The sequence below is a fragment of the Pseudomonas sp. BP01 genome (assembly GCF_022760795.1).
GTDB classification, from domain to species: Bacteria; Pseudomonadota; Gammaproteobacteria; order Pseudomonadales; family Pseudomonadaceae; genus Aquipseudomonas; species Aquipseudomonas putida_Q.
Genome location: NZ_JAFBKA010000025.1, coordinates 16,545 through 39,684, shown reverse-complemented (window position 1 = coordinate 39,684; position 23,140 = coordinate 16,545). Strand labels below are relative to the sequence as shown.

The window sequence follows — 23,140 nt, the reverse complement described above, 5'->3', positions numbered from 1 at the left end:
GCACATCCTCTATTTGCGCAAAAGGCGCAAGCCGTTGAACACCACCAGCAGGCTCACGCCCATGTCGGCGAACACTGCCATCCACAGGGTGGCCATGCCGGCAAAGGTAATCGCCAGGAATATCGCCTTGACGCCCAACGCCAGAACGATGTTCTGCATGAGGATCGCCGCACTTTGGCGCGACAGCCTGACGAAGGCCGGGATTTTCCGCAAGTCGTCGTCCATCAGTGCCACATCGGCCGTTTCGATGGCGGTGTCGGTACCAGCGGCGGCCATGGCAAAACCGATCTCGGCACGGGCCAGCGCCGGGGCGTCGTTTATGCCGTCACCGACCATGCCCACGCGATGGCCCTGTGCGTACAGGGCTTCGATGGTTTTCAGCTTGTCGCCTGGCAGCAGGTTGCCCTCGGCGCGGTCGATACCGACCACGGCGGCGATGGCCTGCGCGGTATGCGGATTGTCACCGGTCAGCATGACAGTCTTGATGCCCAGCTCATGCAGTTCGGCGATGGCCTGCCGGCTGCTGTCCTTGACCGTATCGGCCACGGCAAACAGGGCCAGTGGGCCGCTGCGGTCTAGTAGCAGGACCACGGTCTTGCCCTGGCGCTCCAGCGTATCCAGCAGGGCTTCCAGCTCGGGCGAGCACAGCCCCAGTTCCTCCACCAGGCGGTGGTTGCCCAGGTGGTAGACCTCGCCAGCGATGGTGCCACGCACGCCGCGCCCGGCCAGGGCAGCGAAGTCATCGACCTCGCTCAAGGCCAGGCCTTGCTCCTTGCCGAACTGGGCAATGGCGCGGGAAACCGGGTGGTCCGAACGTTCGCCCAGGCTGGCGGCCAGCGCTTGGGCGCGGCCTTCGAACAGCGCCACCAGTACCTTGGCGTCGGTCTGCACCGGCTTGCCGTGGGTGATGGTGCCGGTCTTGTCCAGGGCCAGGTAATCCAGGTGGCGGCCGCCTTCCAGGTACACCCCGCCCTTGATCAGGATGCCTTTGCGCGCAGCAGCGGCCAGGCCGCTGACGATGGTCACCGGGGTCGAGATAACCAGGGCGCACGGGCACGCGACCACCAGCAGCACCAGAGCGCGGTACACCCAGTCGAACCAGCTTGCGGCCATGAACAGCGGCGGGATCACCGCCACGGCCAGGGCGATGGCAAACACCACCGGGGTATAGATACGCGAAAACTGGTCGACGAAGCGCTGGGTAGGCGCCCGCGCGCCTTGCGCCTCCTCCACGGCCTTGATGATCCGCGCCAGAGTCGATTGCCCGGCGCCGGCGGTGACGCGGTATTCCAGTGCCCCCGCCTGGTTGATGGTACCGGCGAACAGCTTGTCGCCTACGACCTTCTCCACAGGCAGGCTTTCGCCGGTGATCGGCGCCTGATCGACGCTGGATTGCCCATTGACCACTTCACCGTCCAGGCCGATGCGTTCGCCGGGGCGCACCCGCACTAACGCGCCGATGGCCACTTCGCGCACTTCCACTTCGCGCCATTGGCCATCTGCCTGCTGCACCGTGGCCATGTCCGGGGTCAGCTGCATCAGCCCGCTGATGGCATTGCGTGCGCGGTCCAGCGAGCGGGCTTCGATCAGCTCGGCAACGGTAAACAGCACCATCACCATGGCCGCTTCGGGCCACTGGCCGATCAGCACGGCGCCGGTCACGGCAATGCTCATCAGCGCATTGATGTTGAGGTTGCGGTTTTTCAGGGCAATCCAGCCCTTCTTGTAGGTGCCCAGGCCGCAGCCAAGAATGGCTGCCAGCGCCAATGCGGCCACCAGCCACTCCGGGGCGAGCGCGGCAAAGTGCACGATTTCGGCGGCAATGGCGGCGACACCCGACAATGCCAGCGGCCACCAGCGGGCCTTGGCGGGTTGTGGCGCGGCGGCGCTACTGTCGCCTTCGGCGTCCAGCGGCTCGGCCTTCATGCCCAAGCTGTCGATGGCTCGCTCAATATCGCCGGTATCGTCCAACGTGTGGCGCACGCCAAGCACCCGGTTGATGAGGTTGAATTCCAGCTGCTCGATACCCGCCAGCTTACCCAGCTTGTCCTGGACCAGGGTCTGTTCGGTGGGGCAGTCCATGGCCTGGATGCGGAAACGGCTGAGCTGCGCCTGTGCACTGGCCGTTTCGGTCAGTTGCACCAGAGACGGCGCGGCTTTGGAGCCGCAGCAGCTGTGGCTGTGGGCGGCGTGCCCATGGTCGTCATCGCCATGGCCGTGATCGTGCGGGTGCTTGTGTTCGTGGCTGACAGGCTGGTTCATGGGGTCGTCCTTAAAGTGAGCCTGTTGCCAAGTGAACACCCTGTAGCCACTATAGGGTCAAGCCACTTGCTGGAGATTTCGTGATGAAGATCGGAGAACTGGCCAAAGCCACCGACTGCGCGGTGGAAACCATCCGCTACTACGAGCGTGAAAACCTGCTGCCCGAGCCTGCCCGTACAGAAGGCAACTACCGGCTGTATACCCAGGCCCACGTGGAACGGCTGACCTTCATCCGCAACTGCCGCACCCTGGACATGACCCTGGACGAAATCCGCAGCCTGCTGCGCCTGCGCGACAGCCCCGACGACTCGTGCGGCAGCGTCAATGCGCTGATCGACGAACACATCGAGCATGTGCAGGCGCGGATCGATGGCTTGGTGGCGTTGCAGGCGCAGCTGGTGGAGCTGCGGCAGCGCTGCAATGCGCAGGGGAATGAATGCGCGATCTTGCAGCAACTGGAGACGAACGGGGCGGTATCGGTGCCGGATACCGAGCATTCGCATGTGGGGCGCAGTCACGGGCATTGAGCCAAAAGCTTCGCGGGTGAACCCGCTCCCACAGGGACCGCGCACGACTTAGGCCTGTGCAATACCCTGTGGGAGCGGGTTCACCCGCGAAGAGGCCAGTTCAAACAATGGAGATCTATCAGACCGCCATCGGCGCTGTCATCGGCGCATGGTGCTCATAGCCTTCCAGCCAGAAATCACTCGGCTCGATCTTCTCCAACCACTCTGGCTCATACTTGCCCGTCTCGGCAAACGCCGGCACACGGTCGCTGATCACCAGCTTCGGCGCTTCCAGCGGCTCGCGCTTGAGCTGCTCGTTCAGCATGTCCAGGTGGTTTTCGTACACATGGGCATCGCCGATGAAGTAGGTGAACCAGCGCGGGGTGTAACCGGTCAGGCGGCCGAACAGCGACAGCAGCGCCGCGCCTTCGGTGAGGTTGAACGGTGTGCCCAGGCCCAGGTCGTTGGAGCGGATGTAAAGGGTCAGGGAAATTTCCTTGGTCTCTACATTCGGGTGGAACTGGTACAGCAGGTGACACGGCGGCAGGGCCATCTCGTCCAGCTGCGCGCAGTTCCAGCCGTGGAACAGGATGCGGCGGCTGCCCGGGTCGTTGGCGATGGTGTCCAGGCACTGGCGCACCTGGTCGATGGCCTTGTACAGAATGACGAAGGCGACGCCGTCCTCTTCGTCCTGGGCGATACGGCGAAAGCCTGCCTTCTCGGCCATTTCGATAGCGGCCGGGTTGCTAAGCGGGATGCGCTTGTAGCCTGGCCACTGACGCCATTGCACGCCGTAGATCTCGCCCAGGTCGTCATGGCCCTGGCGGAACGGGTTGGCCAGCCACTGGGCGTTCTCGTTGGCGTTCTGGTCCCAGACCTTGCAGCCCAGCTCACGGAATTCACCGGCGTTTTTCACGCCCCGCAGGAAGCCGACCATCTCGCCGATCGCCGACTTGAACGCCAGCTTGCGCGTGGTGATGGCCGGGAAACCCTTCTGCAGGTCGAAGCGCAGCATGGCGCCCGGCATGCTGATGGTACGGATGCCGGTGCGATTGCCTTGCAACGTACCGTTCTCGATGACTTCACGGACCAGATCTAGATACTGTTTCATGACTTTCCTGTAACAAGAACGGCAGGAGGATCGCCCCTGCCGTGAAAATCATACGGCTGGTTTTGCCGTAGGTTTGCGGTTGTAGGCCAACCAGATCAAGAAGATGCCGCCGACGATCATCGGCACGCAGAGCAACTGACCCATGGTCAACCAGCCGAAGGCAATGTAGCCAAGCTGGGCATCAGGCACCCGCACAAACTCCACGATAAAGCGGAAAATGCCGTAGAACAGCGCGAACATGCCGGAAACGGCCATGGTCGGACGCGGTTTGCGCGAGTACAACCAGAGAATCACGAATAATGCCACACCTTCTAGGGCAAACTGGTACAGCTGCGACGGATGACGGGGCAACTGGGCGGGGTCGCTGAACGGCGGGAACACCATCGCCCACGGTACGTCGGTCGCCTTGCCCCACAGCTCGGCGTTGATGAAGTTGCCGATACGCCCGGCACCCAGGCCGATCGGCACCAGCGGGGCAACGAAGTCCATCAGCTCGAAGAACGACTTGTTGTTGCGCTTGCCGAACCACAATGCCGCCAGCATCACGCCGATGAAGCCGCCGTGGAACGACATGCCGCCCTTCCACACTTCGAAGATCAGCGTCGGGTTGGCCAGGTAGGCATGCAGGTCGTAGAACAGCACATAACCCAGGCGGCCACCGACGATCACCCCCATCGATAACCAGAACACCAGGTCGGACAGCTTCTCGCGGCTCCAGGTGGGGTCGAAGCGGTGCAGCCGGCGCGAAGCCAGCAGCCAGGCGCCGCCGATGCCGATCAGGTACATCAGCCCGTACCAATGGATTTTCAGCGGCCCGATGGCCAGGGCCACGGGGTCTATCTGCGGGTAAGGCAGCATGGAACTTCCTCTCGATTCAAATCAAAAAGCTGAGGCCGACACAGAACAGCAGCGCTGCGAACAGGCGTTTCAACAAACGGGGCGACAGCTTGTGCGCCAGGCGCGCGCCAAAGCGGGCGAAAAACATGCTGGTCACGGCAATGCCGACCATCGCCGGCAGGTACACATAACCCAGGCTATGGGCGGGCAGGTGCTCCTCGCGCCAGCCCAGCAGCATGAAGCTCAGGGCACTGGCCACGGCAATCGGCAAGCCACAGGCCGAGGACGTGGCCACCGCCTGCTGCATGGGCAGGCTGCGCCAGGTCAGGAACGGCACAGTCAGCGAACCACCGCCGATGCCGAAAATGGCCGAGGCCCAGCCAATCACCCCACCGGCCCCGATCAAGGCGGGTTTGCCGGGGATGCCGCGGCTTGCCTTGGGTTTGAGGTCCAGGGCCATCTGCGCAGCGATGACCAGGGCGAACACGCCGATGATCTTCTGCAGCAGCGGGCCCTGGATCAGCGAGGCGGTCTTGGCACCGACACCGGCCCCCAGCAGGATGCCGAGGGTCATCCAGGCGAAGATCGGCCATTGCACCGCACCCTTGCGGTGGTGCTCAAGCACAGCGTTGATCGAAGTGAACACGATGGTTGCCAGTGACGTGCCGACTGCCAGGTGGGTCAGCACCGAAGCATCGAAGCCCTGCAAGGTGAAGCTGAACACCAGCACCGGCACGATGATGATGCCACCGCCCACGCCGAACAGCCCGGCCAGCACACCGGCACAGGCGCCCAACAGCAGATAGAGCACGAATTCCATTCGGCTTCCCCGAAAAATCAATCCGGCATGGTAACGGAAGCCGGGCTCGGGGCTCTAGTGAACTCTGTGTCAGGATGGATCCGCCCCGCTGCTGTGGGTACAGTGACAAAAAACACAGAGGCCCAACCGATGTGCCTGATCGTATTTGCCTGGCGGCCGGGGCACACCCTGCCGCTGATCGTGGCGGCCAACCGCGACGAGTTCTATGCCCGCCCTACCCAGCCCCTGGCTGCCTGGGAGGATACGCCTGGAGTGTATGCCGGGCGCGACCTGGAAGCCGGTGGTACCTGGCTGGGGATAGGCCCGCAGGGGCGCTTTGCCGCGCTGACCAACATCCGCGATCCGGGCCAGGCACTGGGCCCGCGCTCGCGAGGCGAACTGGTGGCGGCATACCTGCAGGGTGAACTTGGTGTCGAGGCTTACTTGGACCAGGTGGCCAGCCGCAGTGGGCAGTATTCGGGGTTCAACCTGCTGGTGGGTGATGGGCGACAGCTGGGTTACCTGCACGCCCGTGACGCCACGCCGTGCCTGCTGGACGCTGGGGTGTTCGGGTTATCCAACGCAGGGCTGGATACGCCGTGGCCAAAGCTGGTGAAGGCACGTAGCGGGCTGGAGGGCCTGCTGGAAACACCGGAGCCGGATAGGCTGCTGGCTTTGCTGGCGGATAACGAGCCAGCGGCGGATGGCGACCTGCCCGAGACAGGCGTGGGAGTGGCGACCGAGAAATTGCTGTCGAGCGTATTCATCGCCAGTCAGAATTACGGGACCCGGGCGAGTACGGTGTTGATCGTGGATGATCAGGGACGAAGGCGGCTGATCGAGCGCAGTTTCGGGCCCTTTGGTGGGCATTTGGGTGAGGTTGAAGTGCTGGTCTGATCATTTGATGCTGCTTGTGCCGGCCTCTTCGCGGGCTTGCCCGCTCCCACAGAAGCCCCACAGGTCCCAGGCCTTGTGCGATCCCTGTGGGAGCGGGCAAGCCCGCGAAGAGGCCGGAACCGGCAACCCTAATTTCAGAGGGTTTTGTTGGCCCCTGGCCCGATCATCCGCGCCAACCCGAGGTTCTTCAGGGCCAGCTGCAGCGAGCTGTGGATAACCTGCGGGTTGTCGTGGCTCAAGGCCTCGGCCAGCAGTTCCTTGGCCTTGCTCATGTTCACCTGACGCAGCATCCACTTCACCTTCGGCAGGTTGGTGGCGTTCATCGACAAGCTGTCGAAGCCCATGGCCATCAGCAGGATCGCCGCTGCCGGGTCACCGGCCATCTCACCGCAGATGCTCACCGGCTTGCCTTCGCCATGGGCGTCGCGCACTACAGTGCTCAGCGCTTGCAGCACCGCCGGGTGCAGGTAGTCGTACAGGTCGGCAACCCGCGGGTTGTTGCGGTCCACCGCCAGCAGGTACTGGGTCAGGTCGTTGGAGCCGACCGACAGGAAGTCCACCTGCCGCGCCAGTTCCTTGGTCTGGTACACCGCCGCTGGGATTTCCACCATCACGCCCACCGGCGGCATCGGCACGTCGGTGCCTTCGTCACGCACCTCGCCCCAGGCGCGGTGGATCAGGTGCAGCGCTTCTTCCAGCTCGTGGATGCCGGAAATCATCGGCAGCAGGATGCGCAGGTTGTTCAGGCCCTCGCTGGCCTTGAGCATGGCGCGTGTCTGCACCAGGAAAATTTCCGGGTGGTCCAGGGTGACACGGATGCCGCGCCAACCCAGAAACGGGTTTTCTTCCTTGATCGGGAAGTACGACAGCGCCTTGTCACCGCCGATATCGAGGGTGCGCATGGTCACCGGCAGCGGGTGGAAGGCCGCCAACTGCTCACGGTAGATGGCCAGCTGCTCTTTCTCGCTGGGGAAGCGCTGGTTGATCATGAACGGCACTTCGGTGCGGTACAGGCCTACCCCTTCGGCACCGCGCTGCTGGGCACGGGCCACGTCGGCCAGCAGGCCGGTGTTGACCCAGAGCGGCATGCGGTGGCCGTCGGGGGTGACGCATGGCAGTTCGCGCAGGGCATCCAGGCCCTGGGCCAGCTGGCGCTCTTCCTCGACCACTTCGCTGTACTGCTTGCGCAGCACTTCGCTGGGGTTGGTGAACACCTCGCCCTTGTACCCGTCGACAATCAGTTCGATACCGTCGACCTTGGAGTACGGCAGGTCGACCAGGCCCATCACCGTGGGGATGCCCATGGCGCGAGCGAGGATGGCGACGTGGGAGTTGCCCGAACCCAGTACCGAGACCAGGCCCACCAGCTTGCCTTCCGGCACTTCGCCGAGCATGGCCGGTGTCAGCTCTTCACTGACCAGGATGGTGTTGTCGGCATACACCAGCGACTGCGAGCGGGCTTCCTGCAGGTAGGCCAGCAGGCGCCGGCCCAGGTCCTTGACGTCGGAGGCGCGCTCGCGCAGGTAGTCATCGTCCATCAGCTCGAAGCGGCTGACGTGCTCGCCCACCACCTGGCGCAGGGCGCCCTGCGCCCACTGGCCGGTCTTGATGACTTCGGTCACCTCGCCACCCAGCGCTGCATCTTCGAGCATCATCAGGTACACATCGAACAATGCGCGCTCTTCAGGGCGCAGCTGGGTGGCCAGCTTGGCCGACAGCTTGCGCATGTCAGCGCGCACGCCTTCAAGGGCGTTCTGGAACAGCTTGAGTTCCGCGTCGATGTCATCGACGGTCTTGTCCGGCACCACTTCCAGGTCGGCCGGCGGCAGCATCACCACCGCGCGGCCCACGGCAGCGCCAGGCGAGCCAGGTACACCGACGAAGCGCGCTTCCTGGATACCCTTGCCCTGGCGGCCAAGGCCACGGATCGAGCCAGTCGCTTCGGCGTGGGCAATTACCCCGGCAAGCTGGGCGCTCATGGTGACCAGGAAGGCTTCTTCGCCCTCGTCGAACTGGCGGCGCTCCTTTTGCTGAATGACCAACACCCCGACCACGCGGCGGTGGTGAATGATCGGTGCACCCAGGAAAGAGGCGAATTTTTCTTCACCGGTTTCGGCAAAGTAGCGGTAACGCGGGTGGTCGGCGGCGTTTTCCAGGTTCAGCGGCTCTTCCCGGGTACCGACCAGGCCAACCAGGCCTTCGTTGGGGGCCATGCTGACCTTGCCGATGGAGCGCTTGTTCAGGCCTTCGGAAGCCATCAGCACGAAGCGGTTGGTTTCCGGGTCGAGCAGGTAGACGGAGCAGACCTGGCTGCCCATGGCCTCCTTGACGCGCAAGACAATGATCCCCAACGCCGACTTGAGATCTTTGGCGGAGTTTACTTCCTGGACGATCTTGCGCAGCGTATTGAGCATGGCTCGGGGTCGAACTCCGTCGTCAGTCGCGCGTCAGCAGACGCGGTGCTAGCTCTTTCAGGGCGCGTCGGTACACCTCGCGCTTGAATGTCACAACCTGGCCCAGCGGATACCAATAGCTCACCCAGCGCCAGCCGTCGAACTCCGGCTTGCCGGTCAGGTCCATCCGCACCCGTTGTTCGTTGCTGACCAGCCGTAGCAGAAACCACTTCTGCTTCTGGCCAATGCACAGCGGCTGGCTGTGGGTACGTACCAATCGCTGGGGTAAACGATAACGCAACCAGCCACGGGTGCAGGCAAGAATTTCCACATCGTCGCGTTCAAGGCCAACTTCTTCGTTCAGCTCGCGGTACAGGGCGTCTTCCGGCGTCTCGTCAGGGTTGATACCACCCTGGGGGAATTGCCAGGCATCCTGGTTGATCCGTCGAGCCCATAGCACCTGCCCGGCATCATTCGTGAGAATGATCCCGACATTGGGGCGAAAACCATCCGGGTCGATCACGGCAGCAACCTCGCAAACGCATGTCACCGCATTGTTCCACAAAGCTTGCGAGCGCAGCAACGCGCCCGCCAAGCTTATGTGCAGCAGCGTGAAAACTCCGTATTCTGCGGGCCTACCCTGTAGCTGATGCGAGTGACCGCAATGCGCCTGGCTTTATTCGACCTGGACAATACCCTCCTCGGTGGCGACAGCGACCATGCCTGGGGTGATTACCTTTGCGAGCGCGGCATTCTCGACCCGGTCGCCTACAAGCAACGCAATGACGGCTTCTACCAGGAATACCTCAACGGCACCCTGGACCTGCAGGCCTACCTGGCCTTTTCCATGGAGATCCTGGCGGCAACGCCTGTGGCCCAGCTCGACGAATGGCACCGCGACTTCATGCGCGACTGCATCGAGCCGATCATCCTGCCCAAAGCACTGGCCTTGCTGCAGCAGCACCGCGAGGCGGGCGACCAGTTGGTGATCATCACCGCCACCAACCGTTTTGTAACCGCACCGATTGCCCGACGCCTTGGGGTACGGGTATTGCTCGCAACCGAATGCGAGATGCGCGACGGCCGCTATACCGGGCGCAGTACCGATATACCGTGTTTCCGTGAAGGCAAGGTGACGCGGCTGGAACGCTGGATGCTGGAGAACGGCTTCGACCTTGAGGACAGCTACTTCTATAGCGACTCGATGAACGATTTGCCGCTGTTGCAGCAGGTGACGCATGCGGTGGCGGTGGACCCGGACCCGAACCTGCGGGCCGAGGCCGAGAAGCGCGGGTGGCCGGTGGTTTCGCTGCGGGATTGAGGTATTCCTGGGCCGGCCCTTTCGCGGGTGAACCCGCTCCCACAGGTACTGCGCTGCCCTCAGGCCTTGTGCAGTCCCTGTGGGAGCGGGTTTACCCGCGAAGAGGCCGGTACGGGCAACCCAGGACTGTCAGACTGGCTTGGCGCCCATCAGCCCGGCAATGGACAGGAAGCAGACCCCGCTGAACACTGCCAACGCCAGGGTAAACCGCAGCCCCACCACTTCAGCCTTGCGCAGCCGGTTCAGCCGCACCAGCAGCCACCACACGGCAAACGCGCCGACGGTATAGATGACGCTGGACGCCAGCACCCAGGTCTGCCCCAGCGGCCAGCCCACCAGGTGCACCAGCCACCAGCCGGTGAACGGCATGCTTACCAGGCACAGGCCCATCACCAGCCAGATGAACACCAGCGGCCGGCGCAACAGCTTGGCGTAGGCCTCGGCATCGCCTTTGCGGCGAGCGCGCACCGTCCACACCGCCAGGCCCAAGGCGCCCAGCAGCAGCAGGGCGGTGGCGATAATGTGCAGGGTCTTGAGGGTGGTCAGGTGTTCCATGTCTCGGTTGTCCTTGAACAGGCCATTTTGCGGTGGCGTCTTCGCGGGCTTGCCCGCTCCCACAGAGGTATCACAGGCCTTGAGGCTTGCGCAGTACTTGTGGGAGCTGGCTTGCCGGCGATAGGGCCATCAGCCCTAGCTTAGCCGCTCAGCCGAGGAACAGCTTGTACGCCGGGTTTTCGGTCTCGTCCCAGTAGGGGTAGCCGATCTTGGCCAGCGCCGCCGGCACCAGGTGGCGCTCGTCCTCCGGCACCTGCAGCCCCGCCACCACTCGCCCGTCAGCCGCGCCATGGTTGCGGTAATGGAACATCGAGATGTTCCAGCGCCCGCCCAGCTTATTGAGGAAGTTGAACAACGCCCCTGGCCGCTCGGGGAATTCGAAGCGCAACACCATTTCATCGCTGGCACCGGCCGAATGGCCGCCAACCATGTGACGAATGTGCAGCTTGGCCAGCTCGTTGTCGGTCAGGTCGGTAACCGGGAAGCCCTGCTCGGTCAGATGCTGCACCAGCGCCGCACGTGGGTCGTTTTCCGGGTGGGTCTGCACGCCAACGAAGATGTGCGCCTCGTCGGAGGTGTGCTTGCGGTAGTTGAATTCGGTGATCTGCCGCTTGCCGATAGCCTCGCAGAAGGCCTTGAAGCTGCCTGGCCGCTCCGGGATGGTCACGGCGATGATCGCTTCGCGCTTCTCACCCAGCTCGGCACGCTCGGCCACATGACGCAGGCGGTCGAAGTTGACGTTGGCGCCGGAGTCGATCGCCACCAGGGTTTGCCCGGTCACGCCGTACAGCTCGACGTACTTCTTGATGCCAGCCACGCCCAAGGCGCCGGCAGGCTCGGTGATCGAGCGGGTATCGTCGTAGATATCCTTGATAGCTGCACAGATCTCGTCGGTGCTGACCGTCACCACTTCATCCACATGGTGGCGGCAGATATCGAAGGTGTGCTGGCCGATCTGCGCCACCGCCACGCCGTCGGCGAACAACCCGACCTGTGGCAGCACCACGCGCTCACCGGCCGCCATGGCCGCTTGCAGGCAATTGGAGTCGTCCGGCTCGACACCGATCACCTTGATTTCCGGGCGCAGGTATTTCACATAGGCGGCAATACCGGCGATCAGGCCGCCACCGCCCACGGGCACGAAGATCGCGTCCAGCTGGCCAGGGTGCTGGCGCAGGATTTCCATGGCCACGGTGCCCTGCCCGGCGATGGTGTGCGGGTCGTCATAAGGGTGGACGTAGACAAAGCCCTTCTCGTCGACCAGCTTCAGCGAATAAGCCAGCGCCTCTGGGAACGAGTCGCCATGCAGCACGACCTTGCCACCGCGCGAGCGCACGCCTTCGATCTTGATCTCCGGGGTGGTCTTGGGCATCACGATAGTGGCCTTGATACCCATCTCGCGCGCAGCCAGGGCCAGGCCCTGGGCGTGGTTGCCGGCCGAGGCGGTAACCACGCCACGGGCCAGCTCTTCCGGGGTCAGTTGGGCCAGTTTGTTGTACGCCCCTCGAATCTTGAACGAGAACACCGGCTGCAGGTCTTCACGCTTGAGCAAAATCTGGTTACCCAGGCGCTTGCTCAGCTGCCCGGCGCTCTGCAGCGGGGTTTCGACGGCAACGTCATAGACGCGCGAGGTGAGGATCTTCTTGACGTACTGTTCGAGCATCGGGAAAGCATCACTGGGCCGCGGGACGAGGGCTGCGAGTCTACCCCAGCGCTACGTCGGGCGACCACAGCAAAGCCGCCCAAGCCGTTATACTAGGCAACTTTGAAAACCGCCCTGCCCCTTTTCGGAGCCCGCATGACCCAGGACCAACTCAAACAGGCCGTCGCCCAGGCCGCTGTCGACTTCATTCTGCCCAAGCTGGATGAAAAGAGCGTCGTCGGCGTCGGTACCGGTTCGACTGCCAACTTCTTCATCGACGCCCTGGCTCAGCACAAGACCGCCTTCGACGGCGCAGTCGCCAGCTCCGAAGCCACCGCCCAGCGTCTGAAGGGCCATGGCATCCCGGTCTACGAGCTGAACAGTGTCAGCGAGCTGGAGTTCTACGTGGACGGCGCCGACGAGAGCGACGCGCACCTGAACCTGATCAAGGGCGGCGGTGCGGCCCTGACCCGCGAGAAGATCGTCGCCGCTGTGGCCAAAACCTTCATCTGCATCGCCGATGGCAGCAAGCTGGTGCCGGTACTGGGTGCTTTCCCGCTGCCGGTCGAAGTGATCCCGATGGCTCGCAGCCATGTGGCACGCCAGCTGGTCAAGCTGGGCGGCGACCCGGTGTACCGCGAAGGCGTGGTCACCGACAACGGCAACGTGATCCTCGACGTGCACAACCTGCAGATCACCAACCCGGTGGAGCTGGAAGCGCAGATCAACGCCATCGTTGGCGTGGTGACCAATGGCCTATTCGCCGCGCGGCCGGCAGACCTGCTGCTGCTGGGTACCTCTGAAGGTGTGAAAACCCTCAAGGCCGAGTGATGGCAATCGCCGGCAAGCCAGCTCCCACAGGTACTGCACAGGTTTCAGGCTCAGCGCAGTACCTGTGGGAGCTGGCTTGCCGGCGATAGGGCCCTCACAGGCAATCAATCTGCCGGCTGCTTGAACACATAAAACAGGTTCGGCTCACTGACCAGATAGATGGTCCCCGCCTCGTCCATCGCAATCCCCTCCGCCTGCGGCACTGTTGCCTGCAACCCATGAAAGCCCTTGCGCAACGACAAGGTACTCAGCGGCCTGCCCTCCACATCCAGCTCCAGCATCAGGCGCGATTCGTCCGACAGCGCCAGCAGGTGCCCACTGCGCTCATCGAACTGCAAGCTCGACAAGTCCCGCACAAACAGCCGTGAATCGCGCTTGCGGTCCTGCACCACATGCACGGCGTAGGGTTTTTCCGGGTTGTCATGGGGGAAACCATGCACCTCGTAGATCAACATCGGGTCACGCTCCTTCGCCACGAACAGCCGCTTGCCCGCCGAATCGTAGGCCAGGCCCTCGAAGCCTTTGTTGCCGTTCAGGCCAATGCCCAGGCTGAGCTGTTCGGCATCACCGGCGTCGAGAAACATCGTGTCGTCTTCCAGCCGAACACGAATCAGCCGTTGTTGACGCTCGTCGGTGATGACATAGCTGTCACGCCCCACATACTCCACCGCTTCCGGGTCGCCGAAGCCAGTCAGCGGTATGCGGCGCAGAATACGGCCGTCCAGCGACAGCTCGATCAGCTCCGAGCGGGCGTTGGTGACGGTGAACAGGGTTTTTCGGTCCGGGTCGTAGGTCAGCGCGGAGATATCGTCGTCCAGCCCCTCGACCGGCTGCGCCTCCACCACCACACGGTAGCGGTCCAGGCCGATGCTCTGCTCGGCGGGCTGCCACCAGGTCTTGAGGTTGAACCAGCCACGCTCGAACAGGCGAAACTCCTGCCCGGCCCAGCCGAGCAGGAGCAGACCGATAACAGCCAGGGCAAGAAACAGGCGAATAAGACGACGCATGGGGCAGACTCGACATGGGGGTGGCGAATCTAACCATTAACGGCTGAAGCAAAGCTTAATGCCAGCATCAGACAATTCTGATGATGTTGTCAGTTCTTCTTGAAGCGATAAAACAGCGCCGGCTCGCTGACCATGTACAGGTTGCCCTTGTCGTCCATGGCTACCCCTTCGGCGCGCGGAATGGTGTCTTCAAGCCCGTTGAAGCCGCCCAGCAAGGTCATGAAGCTGACCTGCTGGCCCTGCTCGTCCAGCTCCAGCAGCATGTTGGAGTCGGCCGACAGCACCAGCAGGTGGCCGGTACGCGGGTCGACACCCAAGGCAGACAGGTTGCGCAGGTCGAGTTCTTCGCTAGGCAACGGCTGCTTCTCCCCTTTGAGCGGGCTGCGGCCATCGCTGTTCCAGGTGTACAGCTTGGGCGGGCGCTCCTCGCCGATGATCAGGCGCTGGCGCAGCGGGTCCCAGGCCACCGCCTCGAAGCCCTTGTTGCTTTTGACCGACGGGCCCAGGTCGTGGCTCTGGAAGTCGTCGTGGTTCAGCACCGTGGTCTTCTCGTCGACCTTGACCACGGTCAGGTCGTGCAGGCGCTCGTCGGTGATGGCAATGTTGCCGTCTTCCAGCACCGCGACGCCTTCCGGGTTGTTCCAGCCGTTGAGCGGAATCTTGCGCAGTACATCGCCCTCCAGGCTCAGCTCGACCAGGATCGGGTTCTTGCCCATGACCACGAACAGGGTGCGGGTATGCGGGTTGAAGGCCACGTCCGAGGCTTCGTCATCGTCCATGCCCGGTAACGGTTTGGCATCGATGTCGACCTGATAGTCCGGCAACCACACGCTTTCGCTGCGCTCGGCGGTGCTTTCGAAACCTTCCTTCAGCCACAGCGCGCCGCGGTCATCCCAGTGCATGGCCACCGCGACGCCATAGCCGATCACCGCCGCCACGGCCAGGCCGAAGGGCCAGCGCAGGTAGAAGCGACGCTTGGGAGTTGCAGGGGCGCTGGAGGGTGATGGCATGCGGGTGTCCTGGGGAATGGGCGTAGGTCCGCGCATTATCCGGATCAGGTGTGAAAAATCAGTAAACAGGACCGGCCTCTTCGCGGGTAAACCCGCTCCCACAGGTTCAGCACAGTATTCAAGGCCTGTGCAGTCCCTGTGGGAGCGGGTTTACCCGCGAAGCAGGCGACGCGGGTGTCGAGTTAAAGCACCCGGCTTTCGAAGCGGCTCACGCCCGGCAGCTCCAGCACCAGCTCGTCACCGACATTGAATGGCCCCACGCCCGCCGGGGTGCCGGTGAGGATCACATCCCCCGCCTGCAGCGAGAAATGCGCCGCCATGTACTGGATCATCGGCACGATCGGGTTCAGCATCATCGCGCTGTTGCCGTCCTGGCGCACTTCGCCGTTGACGGTGAGGCGCACCGGGATGTCGGTCACGTCCTCGAAGCTGGCAGCGGAGACGAACGGCGGCAGCACGCAAGCGCCGTCAAAACACTTGGCCAGTTCCCACGGCAGGCCCTTCTCTTTCAGCTTGGCCTGCACGTCGCGCAGGGTCAGGTCCAGCGCCGGGGCATAACCGGAAATGGCGTCCAGCACCTCTTCCTCGCTCGGATGGGTCGACAGCGGCTTGCCCAGCAGCACGGCAATTTCGGCCTCGTAGTGCACCGAACCACGCTCGGCCGGGATCTTGAAGCCGCCCTCGGCCGGCACCACGCAGCTGCCCGGCTTGATGAACAGCAGCGGCTCGGTGGGGATCGGGTTGTCCAGTTCCTTGGCATGCTCGGCATAGTTACGGCCAATACACACCACCTTGCCCAGCGGGAAGTGAATGCGCGTGCCGTCTACGTACTGGTGCTGGTAACTCATGGCCGACTCCTTTGGATACTGCTTTTTATTCAGGTGCGAAGATCTTACCCGGATTCATGATGCCGTTAGGGTCGAAGACGGCCTTTATTGCCTTCATGCAGGCGATTTCTTCCGGCGAGCGGCTGTAGCCTAAATAGTCGCGCTTGGTCATGCCCACACCGTGCTCGGCCGAGATCGAGCCGTTGTAGTGCTTGACGATATCGAACACCCACTTGTTGACCTTGGTGCACGAGGCAAAGAAGTCGTCCTTGCTCATGTGCTCGGGCTTGAGGATGTTCAGGTGCAGGTTGCCATCGCCGATGTGGCCGTACCACACGACTTCGTAATCCGGGTAGTGTTCTGCGACGATGGCGTCGATATCACGCAGGAACGCGGGCACTTTCGACACGGTGACGGAAATGTCGTTCTTGTAGGGCGTCCAGTGCGAGATGGTTTCCGACAGGTACTCGCGCAGCTTCCACAGGTTTTTAAGCTGGGTGTCGCTCTGGCTCATCACCCCGTCCAGCACCCAGCCCTGCTCGACGCAATGCTCGAAGGTGGCCAACGCTTCGTTGGCGACTTCTTCAGTGCTGGCCTCGAACTCCAGCAGTGCATAGAACGGGCAGTCGGTCGCGAACGGGGCGGGTACATCGCCGCGCGCGAGGATCTTGGCCAGGCCCTTGTCGGAGAAGAACTCGAAGGCTGTAAGGTCCAGCTTGCCCTGGAAGGCGTGCAGCACCGGCATGATCGAGTCGAAGTCCGGGGTGCCCAGCACCATGGCGGTGAGGTTGCGCGGGGCACGGTCCAGGCGCATGGTGGCCTCGACCACGAAGCCCAGCGTGCCTTCGGCGCCGATGAACAGTTGACGCAGGTCGTAGCCGGTGGCGTTTTTTATCAGGTCTTTGTTCAGCTCCAGCAACTCGCCCTTGCCGGTGACCACTTTCAGCCCGGCCACCCAGTTGCGGGTCATGCCGTAGCGAATCACCTTGATGCCGCCCGCGTTGGTGCCGATGTTGCCGCCAATCTGGCTGGAGCCGCTGGAAGCGAAGTCCACCGGGTAATACAGGCCCTGCTCTTCGGCGTAGGTTTGCAGCTGCCGGGTGATTACCCCCGGCTGGCAGACCACGGTGCGGTCGAAGGCATTGAAGCCGAGAATCTGGTTCATGTAGTCGAAGGAAACGACAACCTCGCCATTGGCCGCCACGGCGCCGGCAGAAAGCCCGGTGCGCCCGCCCGATGGCACCAGGGCCACCTTGTGCGCATTGGCCCAGCGCACAATGGACTGCACCTGCTCTACTGTCTTGGGGAAGACGATGGCGCTGGGCGCCGGGGGGTAATGCTTGGTCCAATCCTTGCCATACGCTTCGAGGGAAGCCGCGTCGGTCAGGACCTTGCCAGGGTCGACAAGGGTCATCAGTTCTTCAATAACAGCGGGGTGGGTCATCGCTGGAACTCTCGACTTATTCATAGTCACCCTGAGCACTCTTCACCTGTCGGGATAAGCTCAGATTGTGTCGCGTATGCTAGCATAGCCCTCCCGCTGTTCATGCTAAGGCTGCCCTCGCGCCTGGCATCACCCCTCGCCATTTTTTCTCCGGGATACAGGTTTACGCAGATGAGCAAGACTTCTCTCGACAAGAGCAAGATCCGGTTCCTTCTTCTTGAAGGTGTGCACCAGAACGCGGTCGATACCCTCAAGTCCGCCGGCTACACCAACATCGAATACCTCACTGGTTCGTTGCCGGAAGCCGAGCTGAAGGAAAAGATCGCCGATGCCCACTTCATCGGCATCCGTTCGCGCACCCAGCTCACCGAAGAGATCTTCGACTGCGCCAAGAAACTGGTAGCCGTTGGCTGCTTCTGCATCGGCACCAACCAGGTCGACCTGGAAGCTGCCCGCGAGCGCGGTATCGCCGTGTTCAACGCGCCATACTCCAACACCCGTTCGGTGGCCGAGCTGGTGCTGGCCGAGGCCATCCTGCTGCTGCGCGGCATCCCTGAGAAGAACGCCTCCTGCCACCGTGGCGGCTGGATCAAGAGCGCGGCCAATTCGTTCGAAATCCGCGGTAAGAAACTGGGCATCGTCGGCTACGGCTCGATCGGCACCCAGCTGTCGGTACTGGCCGAAAACCTGGGCATGCAGGTGTACTTCTACGACCCGCTGACCAAGCTGCCGCTGGGCAACGCGGTGCAGGTCACCAGCCTGAACGAGCTGCTGGGCCTTGCCGACATCGTCTCGCTGCACGTGCCTGAGCTGCCCTCCACCCAGTGGATGATCGGCGAAAAAGAAATTCGCGCAATGAAGAAGGGCGCGATCCTGATCAACGCCGCCCGTGGCACCGTGGTCGAGCTGGACCACCTGGCTGCCGCCATCAAGGACAAGCACCTGATTGGCGCCGCCATCGATGTGTTCCCGGTCGAGCCGCGCTCCAACGACGAAGAGTTCGAGAGCCCGCTGCGCGGCCTGGACAACGTGATCCTGACCCCGCACATCGGCGGTTCCACTGCCGAAGCCCAGGCCAACATCGGCCTGGAAGTGGCCGAGAAGCTGGTCAAGTACAGCGACAACGGTACCTCGGTGTCCTCGGTCAACTTCCCGGAAGTGGCCCTGCCAGCTCACCCAGGCAAGCACCGCCTGCTGCACATCCACGAAAACATCCCGGGCGTGCTCAGCGAGATCAACAAGGTCTTCGCAGAGAACGGCATCAACATTTCCGGTCAGTTCCTGCAGACCAACGAGAAAGTCGGTTACGTGGTGATCGACGTCGACGCTGAGTACTCGGACCTGGCGCAAGAGAAACTGCAACAGGTCAAGGGCACCATCCGTTCCCGCGTCCTGTTCTAAGTTTGCTTGCAGCATGAAAAAGGGAGGCCATTGTGGCCTCCCTTTTTTATTTCACTTCAACAGTGATCTTCTTCGACTCGACGCTTGGCTTGAACGGCACGTGATACTGGTCACCCAGGATCAGTTGCAGGGTGTGCTTGCCTGGCGTCAGGGTGATGCTGGTTTCGGTCTGCGCCTTGCCGAAGTGCAGCACTTGCGGGCCCGCTGGTAGTGCGGTGCCAGCCTCTGGCATCAGGCTGGTCGGCAGCGGCATGTCGACCACGGGGTCTTTATCCACATCCACCAGCAGGTGGTGGTGGCCGCTGTGCGGGGTCTGGTCACCCGCAGGCTTGAGTGCCATACCCTCGATGCCGAACTTGACGGTGAAGGTCTTGTCGACCGTGGCACCGTCGGCGGGGGAAACGATGAAGACCTTGGCATCCTTGGGCGGCTCCTGGCTCTTCAGGGCGTCCGCAGCAACGGCGAAAACCGACGCTCCCATCAGCAGACCGGCAACGGCAGCGCGCGAAAATAGGCTGTTCATTCACTTCTCCTGTGATTCACTTATTGACCGCCGCCCTTCATCCGGCGGCGACGGTAGTTCACCTTAGTTGAAATAATCGCCAAGGTGTTCACATTGCCTGACAGAAAAATTTCAGTCAGGGTTAAACAATGTCGAGGCTTCAAGGTCATAGGCTGCGCTCGATCACGGCGAGGAAGAAAGCCGTGGCGAATGTTTTTCATCTGTTAAAAGAAAAGGGGCAATCATGCGTTCGACCATAGGGGTACTGCTGGCAGTACTGATCAGTCCATTGGCCCAGGCGGAGCTGATCGACGAAATCGCCGACCGGGGCGAACTGCGCATTGCCGTACAGGCGGACAACTCGCCGTACGCCTTCAAACAAGATGACCACCTGACGGGTTTCGACATCGAGTTTGGCCAGGACCTGGCCAGGGAGCTGGACTTGCGCGCCGAGTTCGTCGAAGCCCCGGCTGATGAAGTACTGACAGGTGTCGAGAGTGGCAAGTACGACATTGCACTCACGCCATCGAGTGAGGCGCCCAAGGGCGACGGCCCGCTTGATGTGAGCCTGCCGTTTGCCGAGAAGAAACTGGTGATTCCGTTCCAGAAGGACAACCCGGCGTTCGAAAGTGCGGTGAACAATGCGCTGCAGCGCTTGAAAGACAGTGGCCGCACGGCCGAGCTTGAGCAGAAGTGGTTCAAGGGTGTGCAGGAGACTGCAGCCGGGCAGTAAGGTTTTTACTGCCTGCCCCGGCCCTTTCGCGGGTGAACCCGCTCCCACAGGTATTCCACAGGCCAAGAGTCATGTGGTGACCCTGTGGGAGCGGGTTTACCCGCGAAGAGGCCGGTACAGGCTTAAGCAGAAAGCCCAGCCAGCACAGCCTGCGCTTGCGCAAGCTCCAGCTCACTGAAAACCTGCACCCCGGCCCGCCGCAATAGCGCCGTGGTCACCCCTTCCCCCGCCACCTTCACCCCACTGAACGTGCCGTCATAGGTCAGCCGGTTACCACACGAGGGGCTGCCAGACTTCAGCACCGCCACACGGATGCCATGCCGACGCACCAGCTCCAGCGCCAACTGCGCCCCGGCCACAAACTCGGCAGTAACATCTTCGCCCGTCACCGTCAGTACCTGCGTGCTGCCATCGAGCACTGCACCGCCCTGCCCGCCCGGGATCTCTGCTGGCGGGCGGGGGGTCGGCAAGCCACCGGACACTTCTGGGCACAACGGTACGACGCGCCCTTCAGCCTGCCATTGCTGCAACAGGTCCGGGTGCCCGCTGGCCCGGCCGTCATAACGCACCGGCTGCCCCAGCAGGCAGGCGCTGACCAGCACTTTGGGCAGGTCAGAACGGGTCATTGCCACGGCGCCTGAACCAACCGGTCAACGACAGCCGCTCACGGCCGGCCGGCAGCACTTCGTGGGGTACTTCACCCGACAGAAACACCACCAGGCAACCCGCCACAGGCTCGACGTCGAGTTCCACGTCGCCTGCCAGGAACATGCGCAACTGGCCGCCGTCCTGCGGCTGCCAATCTTCATTCAGGTACAGCACGGCCGAGACCATGCGCCGGTCATCGTCGCGAAAGCGGTCCAGGTGCCGGCGATAAAACGCCCCCGGTGGGTACAGGGCAAAATGGCATTCGAAGTCTTCCAGGCCCAGGAACAGGCCCTGGTTGATGGCCAAGCGCAGCTGGTCCATGGCCGACAGGTACTGGTCGCAGGCCTCGGCCTGCCCCGGGTCGATCCACTGGATCTGGTCGCCGCGAATGGCTTCGCGCACCTCCTGGGTAACACCGCGCCCAACCCCCGCAGGGTTGAGCTCGCCTTCGGCATCACGCCGCCGGCATTCGGCCGCCAGCGCGCGCACCAGTTCGCCAGGCAGAAAGAGCGCCTGCCGGGACCAGCCATGGGTGGCCAGATCGTCGACGACGGCCGCAAGCATCGGGTGTTCAGGGGAGATGTGCATGGCGCGCATCATATCCATTCGCCCTGTCGCCGCACAGCGCCACTTGGCCGAGAAACACGCGGATATCTCGACAAACCGGCGCCGGGGCAAGGACAATAGCCACCTGCCGACAGGAGTCCTGAATGCGCCGTCTGTTTTCCCTGATTCTGCTGATGATCTGCACCATGCCTGTCTGGGCAGACAACCTGGATCAACTGTACAAGGCCGCCGGCTGGCCCGACCAGCGCGCCCACTTCATTGATGCCCTGAGCGCCGCCCAGGAACGCTACCGCAACAGTTTGCCACCCGCCGTCTACCAGGCGCTGGTCAACAACAGCAACCAGCGCTTCCAGGCCCAGGCGGTGGACCGCCGCGCCCAGGCAAAGCTGCGCGCCACCTTGGCCAACCCGGCCCCGGCCCTGGCGTTCTTCCAGTCACCGCTGGGGCGCAAGGTGGTAGCCGCCGAACTCAAGGCCACCCGCAAGGACGAGCTGGCCAAGAACGCCAAGGGGCTGCCGAAGATCCAGGCCAGCGACGACCGCCTGCTGGTCATCGGCCACCTGGCCCAGGCCCTGCCGGCGCGTGAGGCTGGCGCCGAAGTGAGCCTGGCTATCGCCGGCGTGGCAGCCGATAGCCTCAGCTCGATGATCCCCGGCCTGTTCGGCGGCGGCCAGGCCCAGGGCCTGCTCGACGGCCAGCGCCAGCGGCTGATGGGGCAGATTGGCGAAGACCTCAACAACACGCTGCTGTACGTCTACCGCGACCTGTCCGATGCCGAGCTGGAACAGTTCGCCACCTTTGCCGAGTCGGCCGACGGCAAGGCCTACTATCAGGCGGCCCTGGCCGCTGTGCGTGCCGGTCTGGCAGTTGGCCAGAGCGCCAACGACCTGAAATGATCAGCCCAGGCGCTGGTCGATGAAATCGAAGTAGCGCTGGCGGATGCCCGGTAGCTCGTTGGCCAGGTGGTGGCGGGCTTCGGGCAGCATCAGGATTTGCGGCTCGGCAAACTTGGCCTTGAGCACTTCAAGGTTGTAGGGCCAATCCACCGTGCCATCGGCCTCCCCCTGCACGATCAACGGCCGCCGCGAACTGCGCGGCGCGGCCTCGATGCGTTTGACCCAGGCGATCAGTGCGCCCACCCAGGCAGTTGGCAGGCGACGCGGTTGCAGCGGGTCGGCCTCCAGAAACGGCAGGAAGGCCGGGTCGTTGGTGTTCTCGCTGAAGCGCCGTTCGATGCCGTTGACGAAATGCCGCAGCACCCGGTAGCTGAACTTCGACCAACGCCAGGAACACGGCCGCACCAGCGGTGCCAACAGGATGACTTGGCCATCGATGGGGCTGCGCGCGCCTTGGTGCAGCAAGTGATCCACCGCGATGGCGCCGCCCGTGCTCTGCCCGCACAGGTGCCACGGGCGCGGCAGTTGCAGCGTGCGCACCTGTTCGAACAGCGCGTCCAGCACCTGCTGGTACACCGCGAAATCGCTGATGCTGGCCCGCTCGCCGCTGGACAGGCCGTGGCCGGGCAGGTCGCAGCTGATCACGGCGAACCCCTGCTTGAGTGCCCATTCGATCACGTGCCGGTAAAGGCCCATGTGGTCGTAGTAGCCGTGCAGCAAGAACAGCGTCGCGGTTGGCTGGTCAGGCAACCAGGCCTGTCCGACCAGGTCGAAGCCCGCCGCCTGGAAACCGCCCAGCCAGCTGTGTGCCGGCAGGTTCAGGCCGTAGAAGCGCTGGTAGGCCTGCGCCTCGGCCGTCAACGGCTGGCGAGCGGCCAATGGCGCCAGGCGGGTGCGCAGGAGGTCGGGGTGAAAAGCAGCAGGCATCGAGCACATCCACATTGATGCAAT

23 protein-coding genes are annotated in these 23,140 nt (G+C 63.2%); 7 read left to right on the top strand and 16 right to left on the bottom strand.

The genetic code is table 11. The features are described from left to right. Window positions 1–9: 9 nt before the first annotated feature. Entirely contained in the window at window positions 10–2,262 is a 2,253-nt protein-coding gene (locus JOY50_RS20695) for a heavy metal translocating P-type ATPase (protein WP_132844905.1), read from the bottom strand. 83 nt (window positions 2,263–2,345) lie between these two features. On the opposite strand from JOY50_RS20695, the gene cadR reads away from it, so the two are divergent. Then, on the top strand, window positions 2,346–2,789 hold the full coding sequence (gene cadR / locus JOY50_RS20690; protein ID WP_138737082.1) for a cadmium resistance transcriptional regulator CadR: 444 nt from the start codon (window positions 2,346–2,348) through the stop codon (window positions 2,787–2,789). Between the two features lie 118 nt (window positions 2,790–2,907). Here the strand turns inward: cadR and JOY50_RS20685 are convergent, their stop codons facing one another. From JOY50_RS20685 to JOY50_RS20675, 3 genes are read right to left on the bottom strand one after another with little or no spacing between them, the layout of a single operon-like run. Further along, on the bottom strand, window positions 2,908–3,879 hold the full coding sequence (locus tag JOY50_RS20685) for a thymidylate synthase (RefSeq protein WP_132844900.1): 972 nt from the start codon (window positions 3,877–3,879) through the stop codon (window positions 2,908–2,910). 48 nt (window positions 3,880–3,927) lie between these two features. Then, window positions 3,928–4,737 (bottom strand): prolipoprotein diacylglyceryl transferase, encoded by an 810-nt coding sequence (gene lgt / locus JOY50_RS20680; protein WP_132844897.1) that lies wholly within the window; start codon window positions 4,735–4,737, stop codon window positions 3,928–3,930. A 16-nt stretch (window positions 4,738–4,753) separates the two neighbouring features. After that, entirely contained in the window at window positions 4,754–5,536 is a 783-nt protein-coding gene (locus JOY50_RS20675; RefSeq protein WP_132844895.1) for a sulfite exporter TauE/SafE family protein, read from the bottom strand. 129 nt (window positions 5,537–5,665) lie between these two features. Between JOY50_RS20675 and JOY50_RS20670 the strand changes: the two genes are divergently transcribed. Further along, the gene (locus JOY50_RS20670) at window positions 5,666–6,412 is read left to right on the top strand and encodes an NRDE family protein (RefSeq protein WP_132844893.1); all 747 of its coding nucleotides are present in this window, start codon (window positions 5,666–5,668) and stop codon (window positions 6,410–6,412) included. Between the two features lie 134 nt (window positions 6,413–6,546). Here the strand turns inward: JOY50_RS20670 and ptsP are convergent, their stop codons facing one another. Then, window positions 6,547–8,826 carry a phosphoenolpyruvate--protein phosphotransferase gene (gene ptsP, locus JOY50_RS20665; RefSeq protein WP_132844890.1) on the bottom strand — a complete coding sequence of 760 codons (2,280 nt, stop codon included), beginning with the start codon at window positions 8,824–8,826 and terminating at the stop codon, window positions 6,547–6,549. Between the two features lie 22 nt (window positions 8,827–8,848). After that, the gene (locus JOY50_RS20660) at window positions 8,849–9,328 is read right to left on the bottom strand and encodes an RNA pyrophosphohydrolase (RefSeq protein WP_003249017.1); all 480 of its coding nucleotides are present in this window, start codon (window positions 9,326–9,328) and stop codon (window positions 8,849–8,851) included. 141 nt (window positions 9,329–9,469) lie between these two features. On the opposite strand from JOY50_RS20660, the gene JOY50_RS20655 reads away from it, so the two are divergent. Further along, window positions 9,470–10,126 (top strand): HAD family phosphatase, encoded by a 657-nt coding sequence (locus tag JOY50_RS20655; RefSeq protein WP_138737080.1) that lies wholly within the window; start codon window positions 9,470–9,472, stop codon window positions 10,124–10,126. 129 nt (window positions 10,127–10,255) lie between these two features. On the opposite strand, the gene JOY50_RS20650 is transcribed toward JOY50_RS20655, so the two are convergent. Both JOY50_RS20650 and ilvA read right to left on the bottom strand, forming a co-directional pair. Then, the gene (locus tag JOY50_RS20650) at window positions 10,256–10,681 is read right to left on the bottom strand and encodes a DUF2269 domain-containing protein (protein WP_132844882.1); all 426 of its coding nucleotides are present in this window, start codon (window positions 10,679–10,681) and stop codon (window positions 10,256–10,258) included. A 148-nt stretch (window positions 10,682–10,829) separates the two neighbouring features. Continuing rightward, window positions 10,830–12,344: a threonine ammonia-lyase, biosynthetic gene (gene ilvA, locus JOY50_RS20645; RefSeq protein ID WP_016502109.1), complete on the bottom strand. Its 1,515-nt coding sequence runs from the start codon at window positions 12,342–12,344 to the stop codon at window positions 10,830–10,832. Window positions 12,345–12,479: 135 nt separating this feature from the next. Here ilvA and rpiA point away from each other — a divergent pair, with 135 nt between their 5' ends. Further along, complete coding sequence (gene rpiA, locus JOY50_RS20640; RefSeq protein WP_063423267.1) at window positions 12,480–13,154, top strand: ribose-5-phosphate isomerase RpiA; 675 nt, start codon at window positions 12,480–12,482, stop codon at window positions 13,152–13,154. A gap of 104 nt (window positions 13,155–13,258) precedes the next feature. Here rpiA and JOY50_RS20635 read toward each other — a convergent pair whose 3' ends face one another. The 4 genes from JOY50_RS20635 to JOY50_RS20620 form a co-directional block, all read right to left on the bottom strand. Further along, a complete protein-coding gene (locus tag JOY50_RS20635) occupies window positions 13,259–14,161 on the bottom strand; it encodes an SdiA-regulated domain-containing protein (RefSeq protein ID WP_132844879.1) in 903 nt (300 codons plus the stop codon). An 89-nt stretch (window positions 14,162–14,250) separates the two neighbouring features. Next, window positions 14,251–15,171, bottom strand: a complete 921-nt coding sequence (locus tag JOY50_RS20630) for an SdiA-regulated domain-containing protein (RefSeq protein WP_019472497.1) — start codon at window positions 15,169–15,171, stop codon at window positions 14,251–14,253. Between the two features lie 182 nt (window positions 15,172–15,353). Continuing rightward, window positions 15,354–16,019 (bottom strand): fumarylacetoacetate hydrolase family protein, encoded by a 666-nt coding sequence (locus JOY50_RS20625; protein WP_132844873.1) that lies wholly within the window; start codon window positions 16,017–16,019, stop codon window positions 15,354–15,356. A 25-nt stretch (window positions 16,020–16,044) separates the two neighbouring features. Next, window positions 16,045–17,442: an FAD-binding oxidoreductase gene (locus tag JOY50_RS20620; protein ID WP_138737079.1), complete on the bottom strand. Its 1,398-nt coding sequence runs from the start codon at window positions 17,440–17,442 to the stop codon at window positions 16,045–16,047. A gap of 171 nt (window positions 17,443–17,613) precedes the next feature. On the opposite strand from JOY50_RS20620, the gene serA reads away from it, so the two are divergent. After that, complete coding sequence (serA, locus tag JOY50_RS20615; RefSeq protein ID WP_016502115.1) at window positions 17,614–18,843, top strand: phosphoglycerate dehydrogenase; 1,230 nt, start codon at window positions 17,614–17,616, stop codon at window positions 18,841–18,843. A gap of 46 nt (window positions 18,844–18,889) precedes the next feature. Here serA and JOY50_RS20610 read toward each other — a convergent pair whose 3' ends face one another. After that, on the bottom strand, window positions 18,890–19,366 hold the full coding sequence (locus tag JOY50_RS20610; RefSeq protein ID WP_138737078.1) for a DUF4399 domain-containing protein: 477 nt from the start codon (window positions 19,364–19,366) through the stop codon (window positions 18,890–18,892). A 223-nt stretch (window positions 19,367–19,589) separates the two neighbouring features. Between JOY50_RS20610 and JOY50_RS20605 the strand changes: the two genes are divergently transcribed. Beyond that, window positions 19,590–20,078: a transporter substrate-binding domain-containing protein gene (locus tag JOY50_RS20605; protein WP_019472492.1), complete on the top strand. Its 489-nt coding sequence runs from the start codon at window positions 19,590–19,592 to the stop codon at window positions 20,076–20,078. Window positions 20,079–20,200: 122 nt separating this feature from the next. Here the strand turns inward: JOY50_RS20605 and JOY50_RS20600 are convergent, their stop codons facing one another. Continuing rightward, window positions 20,201–20,704 carry a DUF523 domain-containing protein gene (locus JOY50_RS20600; RefSeq protein WP_138737077.1) on the bottom strand — a complete coding sequence of 168 codons (504 nt, stop codon included), beginning with the start codon at window positions 20,702–20,704 and terminating at the stop codon, window positions 20,201–20,203. Further along, a complete protein-coding gene (locus JOY50_RS20595; RefSeq protein WP_138737091.1) occupies window positions 20,691–21,323 on the bottom strand; it encodes a 2OG-Fe(II) oxygenase in 633 nt (210 codons plus the stop codon). The genes JOY50_RS20600 and JOY50_RS20595 overlap by 14 nt, the downstream gene beginning before the upstream one ends. Window positions 21,324–21,436: 113 nt before the next feature. Here JOY50_RS20595 and JOY50_RS20590 point away from each other — a divergent pair, with 113 nt between their 5' ends. Next, the gene (locus JOY50_RS20590; RefSeq protein WP_019472489.1) at window positions 21,437–22,189 is read left to right on the top strand and encodes a DUF2059 domain-containing protein; all 753 of its coding nucleotides are present in this window, start codon (window positions 21,437–21,439) and stop codon (window positions 22,187–22,189) included. Here JOY50_RS20590 and JOY50_RS20585 read toward each other — a convergent pair whose 3' ends face one another. Further along, window positions 22,190–23,116 carry an alpha/beta hydrolase gene (locus tag JOY50_RS20585; protein WP_132844863.1) on the bottom strand — a complete coding sequence of 309 codons (927 nt, stop codon included), beginning with the start codon at window positions 23,114–23,116 and terminating at the stop codon, window positions 22,190–22,192. Window positions 23,117–23,140: the final 24 nt, after the last annotated feature.

What these genes read in the sequence shown, in the direction of transcription:
- JOY50_RS20695 (WP_132844905.1), bottom strand. Translation starts at nt 2,262, where the DNA reads ATGAACCAGCCTGTCAGCCACGAACACAAGCACCCGCACGATCACGGC.
- cadR (WP_138737082.1), top strand. Translation starts at nt 2,346, where the DNA reads ATGAAGATCGGAGAACTGGCCAAAGCCACCGACTGCGCGGTGGAAACC.
- JOY50_RS20685 (WP_132844900.1), bottom strand. Translation starts at nt 3,879, where the DNA reads ATGAAACAGTATCTAGATCTGGTCCGTGAAGTCATCGAGAACGGTACG.
- lgt (WP_132844897.1), bottom strand. Translation starts at nt 4,737, where the DNA reads ATGCTGCCTTACCCGCAGATAGACCCCGTGGCCCTGGCCATCGGGCCG.
- JOY50_RS20675 (WP_132844895.1), bottom strand. Translation starts at nt 5,536, where the DNA reads ATGGAATTCGTGCTCTATCTGCTGTTGGGCGCCTGTGCCGGTGTGCTG.
- JOY50_RS20670 (WP_132844893.1), top strand. Translation starts at nt 5,666, where the DNA reads ATGTGCCTGATCGTATTTGCCTGGCGGCCGGGGCACACCCTGCCGCTG.
- ptsP (WP_132844890.1), bottom strand. Translation starts at nt 8,826, where the DNA reads ATGCTCAATACGCTGCGCAAGATCGTCCAGGAAGTAAACTCCGCCAAA.
- JOY50_RS20655 (WP_138737080.1), top strand. Translation starts at nt 9,470, where the DNA reads ATGCGCCTGGCTTTATTCGACCTGGACAATACCCTCCTCGGTGGCGAC.
- JOY50_RS20650 (WP_132844882.1), bottom strand. Translation starts at nt 10,681, where the DNA reads ATGGAACACCTGACCACCCTCAAGACCCTGCACATTATCGCCACCGCC.
- ilvA (WP_016502109.1), bottom strand. Translation starts at nt 12,344, where the DNA reads ATGCTCGAACAGTACGTCAAGAAGATCCTCACCTCGCGCGTCTATGAC.
- rpiA (WP_063423267.1), top strand. Translation starts at nt 12,480, where the DNA reads ATGACCCAGGACCAACTCAAACAGGCCGTCGCCCAGGCCGCTGTCGAC.
- JOY50_RS20635 (WP_132844879.1), bottom strand. Translation starts at nt 14,161, where the DNA reads ATGCGTCGTCTTATTCGCCTGTTTCTTGCCCTGGCTGTTATCGGTCTG.
- JOY50_RS20630 (WP_019472497.1), bottom strand. Translation starts at nt 15,171, where the DNA reads ATGCCATCACCCTCCAGCGCCCCTGCAACTCCCAAGCGTCGCTTCTAC.
- JOY50_RS20625 (WP_132844873.1), bottom strand. Translation starts at nt 16,019, where the DNA reads ATGAGTTACCAGCACCAGTACGTAGACGGCACGCGCATTCACTTCCCG.
- JOY50_RS20620 (WP_138737079.1), bottom strand. Translation starts at nt 17,442, where the DNA reads ATGACCCACCCCGCTGTTATTGAAGAACTGATGACCCTTGTCGACCCT.
- serA (WP_016502115.1), top strand. Translation starts at nt 17,614, where the DNA reads ATGAGCAAGACTTCTCTCGACAAGAGCAAGATCCGGTTCCTTCTTCTT.
- JOY50_RS20610 (WP_138737078.1), bottom strand. Translation starts at nt 19,366, where the DNA reads ATGAACAGCCTATTTTCGCGCGCTGCCGTTGCCGGTCTGCTGATGGGA.
- JOY50_RS20605 (WP_019472492.1), top strand. Translation starts at nt 19,590, where the DNA reads ATGCGTTCGACCATAGGGGTACTGCTGGCAGTACTGATCAGTCCATTG.
- JOY50_RS20600 (WP_138737077.1), bottom strand. Translation starts at nt 20,704, where the DNA reads ATGACCCGTTCTGACCTGCCCAAAGTGCTGGTCAGCGCCTGCCTGCTG.
- JOY50_RS20595 (WP_138737091.1), bottom strand. Translation starts at nt 21,323, where the DNA reads ATGCGCGCCATGCACATCTCCCCTGAACACCCGATGCTTGCGGCCGTC.
- JOY50_RS20590 (WP_019472489.1), top strand. Translation starts at nt 21,437, where the DNA reads ATGCGCCGTCTGTTTTCCCTGATTCTGCTGATGATCTGCACCATGCCT.
- JOY50_RS20585 (WP_132844863.1), bottom strand. Translation starts at nt 23,116, where the DNA reads ATGCCTGCTGCTTTTCACCCCGACCTCCTGCGCACCCGCCTGGCGCCA.